General features: G+C 36.5%; 12 protein-coding genes and 1 pseudogene. 9 read left to right on the top strand and 4 right to left on the bottom strand.

Features of this window, described 5'->3' with window-relative positions; genetic code table 11:
- The first annotated feature begins 148 nt into the window (after window positions 1-148).
- Complete coding sequence (gene sixA, locus PH4a_RS00790; protein WP_129037019.1) at window positions 149-625, top strand: phosphohistidine phosphatase SixA; 477 nt, start codon at window positions 149-151, stop codon at window positions 623-625.
- Window positions 626-681: 56 nt separating this feature from the next.
- Here the strand turns inward: sixA and smrB are convergent, their stop codons facing one another.
- A complete protein-coding gene (gene smrB, locus PH4a_RS00785; protein WP_129037017.1) occupies window positions 682-1,224 on the bottom strand; it encodes an endonuclease SmrB in 543 nt (180 codons plus the stop codon).
- A gap of 621 nt (window positions 1,225-1,845) precedes the next feature.
- Here smrB and prmB point away from each other — a divergent pair.
- The 7 genes from prmB to PH4a_RS00750 all read left to right on the top strand — a co-directional run bounded on the left by prmB (window position 1,846) and on the right by PH4a_RS00750 (window position 7,772).
- Window positions 1,846-2,778, top strand: coding sequence for a 50S ribosomal protein L3 N(5)-glutamine methyltransferase (prmB, locus tag PH4a_RS00780; protein WP_129037015.1), 933 nt, complete (start codon window positions 1,846-1,848; stop codon window positions 2,776-2,778).
- A gap of 82 nt (window positions 2,779-2,860) precedes the next feature.
- Window positions 2,861-3,946 (top strand): chorismate synthase, encoded by a 1,086-nt coding sequence (aroC, locus tag PH4a_RS00775; protein WP_129037012.1) that lies wholly within the window; start codon window positions 2,861-2,863, stop codon window positions 3,944-3,946.
- 184 nt (window positions 3,947-4,130) lie between these two features.
- On the top strand, window positions 4,131-4,931 hold the full coding sequence (locus tag PH4a_RS00770; protein ID WP_129037010.1) for a sulfite exporter TauE/SafE family protein: 801 nt from the start codon (window positions 4,131-4,133) through the stop codon (window positions 4,929-4,931).
- A 17-nt stretch (window positions 4,932-4,948) separates the two neighbouring features.
- Window positions 4,949-5,503, top strand: coding sequence for an elongation factor P hydroxylase (locus tag PH4a_RS00765; RefSeq protein ID WP_129037008.1), 555 nt, complete (start codon window positions 4,949-4,951; stop codon window positions 5,501-5,503).
- A 153-nt stretch (window positions 5,504-5,656) separates the two neighbouring features.
- Window positions 5,657-5,929 (top strand): YfcL family protein, encoded by a 273-nt coding sequence (locus tag PH4a_RS00760; RefSeq protein WP_064720515.1) that lies wholly within the window; start codon window positions 5,657-5,659, stop codon window positions 5,927-5,929.
- A 326-nt stretch (window positions 5,930-6,255) separates the two neighbouring features.
- The gene (locus PH4a_RS00755) at window positions 6,256-7,152 is read left to right on the top strand and encodes a hypothetical protein (RefSeq protein WP_129037005.1); all 897 of its coding nucleotides are present in this window, start codon (window positions 6,256-6,258) and stop codon (window positions 7,150-7,152) included.
- Between the two features lie 86 nt (window positions 7,153-7,238).
- Complete coding sequence (locus PH4a_RS00750) at window positions 7,239-7,772, top strand: GNAT family N-acetyltransferase (protein ID WP_129037003.1); 534 nt, start codon at window positions 7,239-7,241, stop codon at window positions 7,770-7,772.
- A 75-nt stretch (window positions 7,773-7,847) separates the two neighbouring features.
- On the opposite strand, the pseudogene PH4a_RS00745 reads toward PH4a_RS00750, so the two are convergent.
- From PH4a_RS00745 to mnmC, 3 genes and pseudogenes are all read right to left on the bottom strand, one after another.
- A pseudogene (locus PH4a_RS00745) lies at window positions 7,848-8,513 on the bottom strand (DUF2145 domain-containing protein).
- Between the two features lie 184 nt (window positions 8,514-8,697).
- Window positions 8,698-9,132: an STM0539 family protein gene (locus PH4a_RS00740; protein WP_129037001.1), complete on the bottom strand. Its 435-nt coding sequence runs from the start codon at window positions 9,130-9,132 to the stop codon at window positions 8,698-8,700.
- A gap of 129 nt (window positions 9,133-9,261) precedes the next feature.
- A complete protein-coding gene (gene mnmC / locus PH4a_RS00735) occupies window positions 9,262-11,313 on the bottom strand; it encodes a bifunctional tRNA (5-methylaminomethyl-2-thiouridine)(34)-methyltransferase MnmC2/FAD-dependent 5-carboxymethylaminomethyl-2-thiouridine(34) oxidoreductase MnmC1 (protein WP_129036999.1) in 2,052 nt (683 codons plus the stop codon).
- A gap of 205 nt (window positions 11,314-11,518) precedes the next feature.
- On the opposite strand from mnmC, the gene fabB reads away from it, so the two are divergent.
- Window positions 11,519-12,730 carry a beta-ketoacyl-ACP synthase I gene (gene fabB, locus PH4a_RS00730; RefSeq protein WP_064720509.1) on the top strand — a complete coding sequence of 404 codons (1,212 nt, stop codon included), beginning with the start codon at window positions 11,519-11,521 and terminating at the stop codon, window positions 12,728-12,730.
- The last annotated feature ends 71 nt before the right edge of the window (window positions 12,731-12,801 follow it).

The following is a 12,801-nucleotide window of genomic DNA, read 5'->3' as shown; positions in this document are numbered from 1 at the left end:
GTGTCATTCAGCAAATTAAATAACATGGTTTCAAATTATGATATTCAATATCTTTTGCAAAAATATGTTAATTTACGTTGATTGAAAAACATTTTTGGGGCTAATTAAAGCCGTAATTACAAAAATAAAATAGGTTTAATAATTTACTATGCAAATTTTTATTATGCGCCACGGAGAAGCTGCAATTGATGCTGCAAGTGATGCTGTTCGTCCACTAACAGAGCGTGGGCAGCAAGAATCAATAAAAATGTCACAATGGATGACCCAGCAAAATAATCGAATTGATTATGTTCTCGTTAGCCCTTATTTACGTGCTCAACAAACATTTAATGCAGTAAAAAAAGGATTAGCATTACCTGATAAAGTTGAAACTGATGATGGGCTTATCCCTGGCGGTAATCCAGATCATGTTGCTCATTATCTACGTGCATTAGGTGATGCGGGCTATCAAAATATTTTGGTGATTTCACACTTACCTTTGGTGGGATATATTGTTGCAGAGCTTTGTCCTTCAGTATGTGCACCTATGTTTTCTACATCGACTATTGCTTGTGTAGATTTCGATCTTACTAAAGGCACTGGTTCACTATTGTGGCAAGTTTCTCCATCAGCATTAAATCAGTAAGTTAGCTGTATAAAAACGGATATTTAAATCATCACACCTTGGTGTTTTATTGGAGGTTAACGGCGTGCTATATCGTCATTTTCAACTAACAATAATAAGGCTGCATCGCCTCCCCATTCTTTAGGAGCTTGATGAAAAGCAATAACATCTGGGTGTTGAGCCAGCCAAAGGGGTGTCTGTTGTTTTAAAATATGTTTACCATGACCATGCATTATGCAAGCACAGTAAACATGTTCTCGTCTACATGCCGCAATTAATGCACCAATTTCTTGCTTAGCGATAAGTTGGGTAAGCCCATGTAAGTCTAAAAAGAGCTCTGGTGCATAATCTCCTCTACGTAACTTTTTAAGTTCATAAGCATTTGCACCTTCTCGTAAATAGCGAGTTGGGCCATCAGTTGCTAAATTGGGCTGAAATTCATCAGAAAAATAATATGATGCATCAACTTGCTCTTGTTGTAGTCGTTCTACGGCATAATGCATAACTTTTTTACGTTTAGGTGAATGCATTATTTTATCTTGTTGTAATTTTTTGGTGCCTTTCACCATTTCTTTAAATAGCGCTAAATCAGAGGGTTGCAGTGTCAATTTTTTGTTCATTTTTTTCGGTTCTTCATAGTGTTATCTATTTTATAAAACAATAGTACATGAAATAGAAGAAGATATAAAAAAGTTATACGCTAAAATTTTGAACAAAAAAAGGCAGGGAATTTACCCTGCCGAAATAGTCACATAGCTAGCAAATATGAGATGTCTGATAAATATATACTAGGTTTATCGAGTTATTTGTACATAAAGCAAATCGATTATTTCATTCTGTTGATTCAAATTATGGCGAAAACACGCTTTTTTGATACTGTAAATCGCATTGATTTTCTTATATTAGTGCTAAATGGCTGAATATAAGTGAAACAAAAATAAAAAAGCGTTATTGGCATATCTTGTCACTATGTAAATAAACTCTATTTAAAGTATGGTTGATATTTTTATATTTTCTAATAAAAATGGAATTTTCAGCCTATTCATCCAGATTTTATCAAAATTCTTTGTTTATTGATTGCATCTCGTCTTTATCTTAATGTTTAAATCTATTGGACTTTTTAAGCGAGTGATCTGATGAAATGAATGTGATTAAGATGTATTTTTTTCTCATTCACCGCTGATTTATCATCATCTTCATGGCAAACTACATACTTTCCATTTATTCAGAGGACAACGGTTTTGGATATCACAACAAAAGAAGAAGCGATAGCTGATTTAAGCACGATCCTAGATATGTTACGCTGGGCTATGAGTCAATTTAACTCATCTGATATTTATTATGGTCACGGCACAGACAACGCTTGGGATGAAGCATTACAGCTAGTATTGCCTACGCTTTCACTTCCTTTGGATGTACCAGACTCCTTACTATCAACACGCCTAACAACCTCTGAAAAAACAGCGATTATTGAGCTGATTGAAAATCGAATTGAGCAAAAGATCCCTGTTCCTTATTTAACGAATAGTGCATGGTTCTGCGGGCATGAATTTTATGTTGATGAACGCGTACTTATTCCTCGTTCACCTATTGGTGAACTTATCAATAATCATTTTGATGGATTAATTCAAAATGAACCGACACGTATTTTAGATTTATGTACAGGTAGTGGATGTATTGCCATTGCTTGCGCTTATGAATTTGAAGAAGCTGAAGTCGATGCTGTTGATATATCCGAAGAGGCTTTAGAAGTAGCTCAATTTAATATCGAAAATCATGGATTAATTCATCGTGTCTATCCAATGCAGTCTGATTTATTTAGTGAAATAGTACCGACACCTTACGATATTATTGTCACTAATCCGCCGTATGTTGATGCTGAAGATATGGGGGATTTACCAGATGAATATCATATCGAGCCAGAATTAGCATTAGCTTCAGGTCTTGATGGTCTTGATATTACGCGTCAAATCTTATTAAACGCACCGAACTATCTTAGTGAAAAAGGTATTTTAGTGTGTGAAGTTGGAAATAGTATGGTGCATCTTATCGAGCAATTCCCAGAAGTTCCTTTTACGTGGCTTGAGTTTGAAAATGGTGGTTTAGGTGTCTTTATGCTGACACGTGAACAGCTAGTAGAATATTCAGACAGTTTTTCAACGGATAAACGTTGATGTAATAGTTTCTAAGCGTTAGATTGTTATTCTTACAATAACATAATGATAACATCACACAGCTCAAGACAGGAATAACGGAATGGCAGGAAACAGTATCGGACAATTGTTTAGAGTGACTACCTTTGGTGAGTCACATGGTATAGCACTCGGATGTATTGTTGATGGTGTACCACCAGGATTACCATTAACAGAAGCTGATTTACAAGGTGATCTGGATAGACGACGTCCGGGTACTTCTCGCTATACGACGCAGCGTCGAGAGCCTGATCAGGTTCGTATTTTATCAGGTGTTTTTAATGGCGTAACAACGGGTACCAGCATTGGCTTATTGATTGAAAACACTGACCAACGCTCCCAAGATTACAGTGAAATTAAAGATGTTTTTCGCCCAGGACATGCCGATTATACTTATGAACAAAAGTATGGTTTACGTGATTACCGAGGTGGCGGGCGCTCTTCAGCTCGTGAAACTGCGATGCGTGTTGCCGCAGGCGCGATAGCCAAAAAATATCTTAAAGAAAAATTTGGTATTGAAATTCGTGGTTGTTTAACACAATTAGGTCCTATTGAATGCGATATTGTTGATTGGTCTATTGTTGAAACCAATCCCTTTTTCTGTCCTGATCCTACTCGTTTAGATGCACTTGATGAATATATGAGAGCATTAAAAAAAGAAGGGAATTCTATAGGTGCAAAAGTTACCGTTATTGCTGATGGTGTGCCCGCTGGATTTGGTGAACCGGTGTTTGATCGCTTAGATGCCGATCTCGCTCATGCTTTAATGAGTATTAATGCAGTCAAAGGTATTGAGATTGGTGATGGCTTTGGTGTCGTTACCCTTAAAGGTACCGAAAACCGTGATGAAATTACTAAAGAAGGTTTTAGCAGCAATCATGCTGGAGGTATTTTAGGCGGAATTAGTAGTGGCCAGCCAATTGTTGCACATATCGCACTAAAACCAACATCAAGCATTACTATTGCAGGTAAAACAATTAATCGCGATGGTGAAGAAGTTGAAATGATAACTAAAGGTCGTCACGATCCTTGTGTTGGTATCCGAGCTATTCCGATAGCTGAGGCCATGATGGCTATCGTATTGCTGGATCATGCATTACGTCAGCGTGGGCAATGTGGCGATGTAACGTCACCATTAATGCAGTGGTAACAATAAATAGCTTAATCCACATAGTTATTGGTTGTGTGGATTAACTTTTTAACTAGCAAGTTTATATTTTTATAGGTGTGGGCGCCTAAATTTATTATGCCCAGATCGTGTTGCTATCCTTTTTTCTCATAGTGTATGTTGTAGCAGCACGTACCCTTCATCTCTGATTAATTCGGATAGATAAATGGATTGGCTATTTTCAGAGGGCATCTACCTTCTTCTGTTTTTTGTTGCTGTTATTGCAGGATTTATTGATTCTATTGCTGGTGGTGGCGGACTTATTACTATTCCAGCATTACTTTCAGTAGGAATATCGCCAGTACAAGCGCTAGCGACAAATAAATTGCAATCTGTTGGTGGCTCTTTTTCGGCAACACTTTATTTTATACGCCGACGAGTTATTGATTTAAAAGCACAGCGATTTGCCATTTTAATGACCTTTTTAGGCGCTGTTTCGGGTGCAATGCTGGTGCAGTTTATTAACCCTCAGCTTCTCAAACAGTTTCTTCCGGTTTTAATCATTGCGATAGGTCTTTATTTTTTATTCACGCCTTCTATTGGCGCTCAAGATAGTAAACAGCGCTTAGGTTATTATGCTTTTGGTGCATTGTTAGGCGGGGGAGTCGGTTTTTATGATGGTATTTTTGGCCCCGGTGCAGGTTCTTTTTTCGCATTAGGCTATGTCACATTGCTGGGGTATAACCTGTCAAAAGCCACAGCACATGCGAAACTGCTTAATTTTACTTCTAATTTTGGCTCTTTACTCTTTTTTATTATTGGCGGACAAGTTTTGTGGACGATAGGGCTTGTTATGCTCTGTGGTCAATTTATTGGCGCGCGTATTGGTGCTGGTTTAGTCCTAACAAAAGGACAAAAATTAATAAGACCTATGTTGGTCATTATCTCCTTTTTGATGAGTATCAAACTTATTCATGATAATCATGGCGATACTATTGCACTTTGGTTCTCTGCGCTTTTTAAATAGGAATAAATGGTTTTTAAATGTCAGAACATCATTATCAACAGTTAATTGATATATTTAATCAATGCTTTAGCGATAGCTATCAAACCCGTTTAGTTATAGGGGATGATGAACCTATATATTTGCCAATAAGCGAAGAGTGCCCTTATCATCAAGTTGTTTTTGCTCATGGTTTTTACGCTAGTGCATTACATGAAATATCACATTGGTGTATTGCAGGAGAAAAGCGTCGTCAGCAAGTTGACTATGGTTATTGGTATTGTCCTGATGGGCGAGATGCGGAAACCCAAGGACAATTTGAAGTTGTTGAAATAAAACCACAAGCATTAGATTGGTTATTTTGCCAAGCCGCTGGTTATCCTTTTAATGTCAGTTGTGACAACTTAGAAGGCGATTTTGAGCCTGATCGCTATGAGTTTAGAAACAAAGTAAGAGAGCAGGTTCTTAGTTATTTACGCGAGAAAAACATACCGCCTCGTGCGCAGCTATTTATTAATGCGTTACATTTGTTTTACAATACGCCTGAATTAACTGAAGCACAGTTCCCTTATCAGGAAAATCCTTTAGTTATTTAAGGGTGTTGAGCCTAATTATTAGCCAATATCCGTTGCGAAGGTTTTGCCCAAATAGGGCGGAGTCTGAAGTAATAAGGTTGCTATGTCATTCTTATTGGTATGAAAAATAGATAAGAAAACGAATATAGCAACATTATATATTGAGGATAAATAATGCTTTCTGAGTATGAAACGTACTTATTAGACCAAATAGATAGTCGTGTTGAACATGCTACTGATGATGAATTATTTGCAGGTGGATACCTACAAGGCCACATTACATTAGCCGTGGCTGAGTTAGAGCAAGAAAACAACATGCAATTAGAAGCGCTGAGAGTGCGTGTAGAAGAGAGTATTGAAAAGGCAATTAAGGCTGGTGAACTTTCTCCTCCTGATCAGGTTTTAGTTATATCAACATGGCGTGATTTAGTTAACTCAATTAATTAATTTAAGCTATCTTTTAAAAGAGCAACCGACATTGTTCGGTTGTTTTTCTTTCTTAAGTACATATTAAAAATATGAGTAATTAAGTCATATTTAGGACATTTGATGTTGAAATGGATGAATTTTTAGACAAAAATTGATCCTAACTATTTATCAATTGTTTTTATTTGATTTTTCAAAGTCTATGTATCTCTAAATGATTGAGCATAATAATGCTATCTTTTGTAACGCCTTGCCATTTCTGTAAAATTACTTTTAAATGTTTTTAGGAATGTTTCTCGGGATGCAAATGATTTGCATAGAATATTTATGATAAGGATAACGATACGATGAAAAATTTCTTTAAAGTAGGCTTAGTTACAGGCGCGGTATTTATTTTATCAGCTTGCGACCAACTCGATTTAGATAATAAAAAAAATAAATTTTATTACAGTAATCCTAGCGAAAGTCTTATTAGTTTTAATGTTGATGGTAAAGACTACCAAATAGAACCGGGTAAAAATGGTTATTTAACACTATTACCAGGCGAACACAGCTTGCAAGATAGTACCGGCAATAAATCCACTTTTATGGTTTATGATAATAATAACGGTGGCATATTAAACCCTGACAACTTTATGTATTATCGTTTATCTGAAGTTTATGCGGTAAAAGGGCAATCAGATAAATTTAAACCTACTGATTATAAAGTCATTATTAATGGCTTCCAGCTAGAAATGCCGTTGCAAAGTACCAATGCGACATTAATCGATGGCAATGTGTTTAAATGCACTTATGCTTTAGGTGAAGTATTTCCAGCTGAAATTCGAAGCAGTAACAAAAATAATGATGGAAATATAAAAAATAAATGTTTTGATAAGCCTGAAATTGTTAATTATTTTCTTACTGATTACGCTGAAAATTTGCAGCCTCTGTCTAAAGAAGATGAATACAGCGATTCAGTAAATATTAATATAGATTATACCTTACCATTACCTGAATTTACTGATCCTGATATTCAGGCCGAGGCTGAAAAATTAACGGCCTTATTAAATCAAATAAACGAAAGTAGCGATCCTAAAATTCATGACAAATTAAAAGAAAAACTCCATGAAAGTATGGTTAATTTATCTAAAGTTTATGGTGAAAGAGTTGTCACATCATCGGTTGAAGATAATAAATACTACAATCGATTTATAGAAGAAAGTGGTGTTTTTCAATCTTATGGTATTTTACCTAGAGAATAATTATTCTCTTAATAAGTTCACTTTCAAAGCCATCCTATTGGGTGGCTTTTTACATGCGCTGAAATATATATTACTGGAAAATAATAATGAAAAATAAATACATCAGATTACGACAAACACAACCTAGCGACGCAATTATATTACCTGAAGTTGAGCAATCAGCAGGGCAGCTTTTTGCTACATTAGAAGACTTAAGTTGGATCAGTGAACATGCTGTACAGAATGTTGAAAGCCATTTGAAATTTATTGAAAAACAGTCACATTGGGTTGCTGTTACTGAAAGTAATGAACTGGTTGGTTTTATTATGACGCAAGCATTACCCGAAAGTTTGTTTATTCATGAGCTATCTGTCAGTAAAGAATGGCAAAATCAAGGGATTGGTAAATTATTAATTCAACACGTTATTGATAAAGCTAAAGAAAAACAATTTTCTGCAGTAACTCTGACTACATTTCGTCATGTGCTCTGGAATGCGCCTTTTTATCAGCGACTCGGTTTTGTTATTTTGCCAAATAACGAAATCCCAGCATCATTACAAGAGATTTTAATGCATGAAGTGACCGAGGGTGGTTTTGCACCAGAAACACGCTGTGCGATGAAGTTTGATATTTCAAGGTAAAGATAGCTAAGATTAAACTAGGCTATTTAATCGACTTATTACTCAATCAGCAAAGGTAACGACAATATAGTTACCTTAATTAGGTAATGCGAATAAACAGACTGATAATTCCCAATTTCCATGTTCACCGTTAATCTGTTTTCTCCCATAATTATCCATAAAATTAAGTAAACTATCACCTGAGTTAAAATGAATAATATTAGTATTCGGCTGATCACTTATCGATATATGCGGAATAAACATATCGGCCATAGTGCGTTTTACAAAGCTAACACTTAGGGATGAAGGGACATAACTTTGAGAGGTCAACCAATCAACACCGGTTGAAAATGAGGTTACTTGTGACGAAACGGCTGCATCTAACACCATTAATATCCGTCCATTAGCGTTTTGCATTTCAATTGAAAATGGATAGGCAATCATATTGTAGTGAGCTTGATGTAAACCTTGACGTTTTTGTCGATTAGTTAGTGTTGTGAGTAGCCTTTCTTGTAAATTAGAAGAGAAGTGCAGAGTTGCTACAGTATTTTCTGATAAATCATCATCAAGAAATTGATATATTCCTTGAATATATCAATTCGACCGATCTGTGCCACATTCATTAAGATTATGGTAAACACGCCAATGGCCAGTTAATGTTTTTACCGCATAAGCGCCATGAGAAAATGTTAAGCCATAATTAGATAAAAATTGCCCTTGGCGAAAAAGGGCTATAACGCGATCACCACTGTTATCAAGCAATTGTCATAAAACTTTAGCTTGTTCAGTTCGTAATGCGATATCTTTAGGTGTTGATAATGTTCTATCGGCACAATTATGGCTACTAGCATAGGAAAAAGTAGTTATATTCAAGCTAATAAGCAAAACAATTATTCTGATTTGATTTGATTTGATTTGATTTGATTTGATTTGATTTGATCTCATATCAATTAAGTTTTTCTTGATGAGAAAGTGCGCGATCATCTTGTGTCACAATATAAGAGATAATGGTATCGCCTTTCTTTAAATATGCGCCAGCGCCTTTTTCAACGGGTTCAAGTGTCAGTTTATCATCAGGTTTAATTGGATTTTTTTCTAACACATCAGCAGGAACAATTATTTCGACATCTTCCCCTTTTTCTGTTTTTGCTTTAATCATTTTTTCATCAGGTTTATTACTTTTCTCAACAGAAATTTGTACCAATATAACAGGCAACGCAATTGGCGATAACAGGATCCCACTGACAAGGGCTGAACTTCCTACACTACTTGCTACACTCATTACAGAATAAATTTCACCTTCTGAATGATTACCGGCTAAGGCGGGTAATGAGATAAGTGCTATTGATCCAATAAGTAATGATGAAAGTGTGTTTTTCATTGTATATCCCTATTAAGTAGTAAATATGAATGAAATGTATTTTTTAGCACTAGCAATAATAAATATATAACTTAATCAATTGGTTATGGTTTTCACTGGGCGCCATTAATAAAATATTAATCAATAATTCTACTGTTTTGTTTCAATTGGTTTTCCTCGTAATAAAGGTCTTACCCAAAAACGATTAGGGTGTAATGCATGTAAGATTTTATCTTCAACAGGAAAAGGTTCATCAAAAATTTGGCTTGCTAAAATTTCAGCAGATAAAGGCGCTGAACATAAACCCCGTGAACCTAATGCGCTAAAAACATACAGTTGATGAAAAGCAGGGGCGAGTGATGGTGTTATTTTTCGACGTTTAAATCGGTCTAAGTGTTTATATTCTATAACTAACCGCTCAAAGTCAGGCACTTCACCTAAAAGTGGAAGATGATCTCGAATAGTACAACGAATACCTACACGTGCTTGATTTTGGCTAAAATCAACGTCTTGAGTCCATTTTGCTTTTGATAAACAGTGAGTAAGATGCCATTTGTTATCTTCTTGCTCTTGATGAGAAACATCTAAATCTAATTTATCTCGACGAAAACTCGCACCCACACAATGTAAATTATCTTGAGTATCAACAGGTGTAAAATAGCCGTCATAACATAATACTGTTTTGAGTTTTGATAGATTTTTTGTGGTTGGGATATGACTTACTTGACCACGTACTGCGCTAATGGGAAATTTAGCACTTTGGCTAAAATCAGTGATATGTTGCCCATTGGCTAAAATAATGCAGTCATGTTGAGCTATATATTGAGAACAGCCATCACTATTTTGCTGATTAATGATCAAATTCCAACCCGCATCATCTTTTTCTATTTGTGTTACTTGATGCTTGAATAAACAGGTGGCGCCTAATCGTTTAGCAAAAAGCAACGCATTAGTGGTTAATTCAGTCGGTGAAAGCCAACCTGCTTGTGGATAAAATAGTCCATCACTATTAATATCAAGCCCGCATAATGTATTTATTTCTTCTTTTGAAAGATAGCGAGCAAGATAAGTAAAAGGCAGAGAGTAATTAATTATACGTTCCGCTTTTTTACGTACTTTATCGCTATAAATAATTTGAGCAACGCCAGATGATTGATAGGTAAATGCTACGCCAGCTTGATTTAATTGTTTGTAATAGCGATGAGAAAATAGAAAGGCCTGAGTGAAAAATTGTTCTAACTCATCTGATTTACCATTAAGTAATGGATATAAAACGCCTTGTCTATTACCTGATGCATTGGCTGCTGGTTGTGGATCTTTACAATAAATAGTCACCTTAGCTCCTCTTCTTAAACAACAAAGAGCCATTAAAGCACTAGCAACTCCACCACCAATAATAGCGATATCTTTATGTTCTGTTGCACTTGGCCGCGCATAGTAGGGAATAAATTCAGTAGCGGGAGGATGAGGAAATATGCCGGTAAGCATCTCTCTTTTTTCACCAAATCCTTTTACTTTTTTGATTTCAAAACCGACATTTTGTAATCCGCGTCTTACAAAACCAGCAACAGTAAAGGTGGCGAAAGTTCCATTTTCTCGCATTGAGTCAGCCATTGCTTGAAATAGAGTATCACTCCACATTTGTGGGTTTTTAGAAGGCGCAAAGCCATCAAGAAACCATGCATCAATTTTGTTGTGAAGCGCTTGGCGAGTTTGTGGTAAAAGTGTGTTGATATCACCAAACCATAAATCAAGAGTAATTGCACCTTCAGCAAGAATAATACGATGACAACCCGCAACAGGCTCTGGCCATTGAAAACATAGCTCCTGTGAGTATTTTTCAAGTTCATGCCAGTGATTATGAGCAGAGTTCAAATCGTGTTTAGTTAGCGGAAATTGCTCAAAACTAACATAATGTAAACGTTGTAGTTTTGCGTTGGGTGTTGCTTGACGAAATTGCTCAAATGCTTGCCAAAGAGTAAGAAAATTTAGCCCTGTACCAAAACCCGTTTCTGCAATAACGCACTCAGAGCGTACATGTGTACCAAAACGTGCTGGAAAATGATTTCCTTGTAAGAACACATGTCGAGTTTCTTCTAAGCCATCTTGATTTGAAAAATAAATATCTCCAAATTGTTCTGAGATGGGGGTTCCTAGCTCATTCCAACTTAGGGATGCGGTATTGATAGAGGTATTTTTCACGGAACTGCCTGTATTTCTCGAAAAAATTATTAGGTATCTTAGCGCTGTTCCATAGGTTGTTCCAGCCGTTAACGGCACCACTATTTTTCTCGTTATCTTTATTTTTGTAAAAAAGCCCCTGATCGGACTTGTTCAGCGTACAAGTGTACGCTAAAGTGCTACTTAGAAATCCCGCAGCTACAACTATTATTGTAAAGAGGTATAAATGAAGCGCGCAGTGATCACGGGTCTGGGTATTGTTTCGAGCATTGGTAATAACCAGAAAGAAGTGCTGGATTCTTTAAAAGAAGGTCGTTCCGGGATAACTTTCTCCGAAGAATTTAAAGAGATGGGGCTTCGTAGCCACATTTGGGGCAACGTTAAGCTTGATACTGAAGGTCTTATTGACCGTAAAATCCGCCGTTTTATGAGCGACGCATCAGTTTATGCCTATTTATCTATGCAAGAAGCGATAGCAGACTCTGGCTTAAGTGAAGACCAAGTTTCTAATATTCGCTCTGGCTTAGTTGTAGGTTCAGGCGGTGGCTCTCCTCGTAACCAAGTTTTAGGTTCAGATGGTATGAGAGCTAAAGGTCTACGTGGTGTAGGTCCTTATATGGTAACTCGTGCTATGGCATCAGGTGTTTCTGCTTGTTTAGCAACCCCTTTTAAAATTAAAGGTGTTAACTATTCAATTAGCTCAGCATGTTCAACATCAGCACACTGTATTGGTCATGCGGTTGAACTTATCCAGTTAGGCAAACAAGATGTTGTTTTTGCTGGTGGTGGCGAAGAGTTAAGTTGGGAAATGACCTGCGAATTTGACGCAATGGGTGCTCTTTCAACAAAATATAACGACACACCCGCTAAAGCTTCTCGCACATACGATAAAAACCGTGATGGTTTTGTTATCGCTGGCGGTGGCGGTATCGTTGTGGTTGAAGAATTAGAACATGCATTGGCGCGTGGCGCACATATTTATGCTGAGGTTGTCGGCTATGGAGCGACTTCAGATGGTGCGGATATGGTTGCACCTTCTGGTGAAGGTGCAGTGCGTTGTATGCAAATGGCAATGCAAGATATTGACCATGTTGATTATATTAATACTCATGGTACATCAACACCAGTTGGTGACTTAAAAGAGCTGGAAGCAATTACTGAAGTATTTGGTTCTAAAACCCCAGCAATTTCTGCCACAAAAGCAATGACAGGTCACTCATTAGGTGCAGCTGGTGTTCATGAAGCTATTTATAGCTTACTGATGTTAGAGCATAGCTTTATTGCACCAAGCATTAATATTGAAGATCTAGATGATAAAGCTAAGGGTATGAATATTATCACTAAACCTACAGAACAGAAACTTGAAACAGTGATGTCAAACAGCTTCGGTTTTGGTGGTACTAATGCTTCGTTAGTAATGAGTAAATATAAGAACTAGTTAATAATACTTATATTAAATATTAAAAAAGCAGACTTTATTTTATAAAATCTGCTTTTTTTATGCAAAAA

This window comes from Proteus hauseri, from assembly GCF_004116975.1.
In the GTDB taxonomy this organism is placed as follows: Bacteria; Pseudomonadota; Gammaproteobacteria; order Enterobacterales; family Enterobacteriaceae; genus Proteus; species Proteus hauseri.
This window is presented reverse-complemented; position numbering and strand designations above follow the sequence as displayed.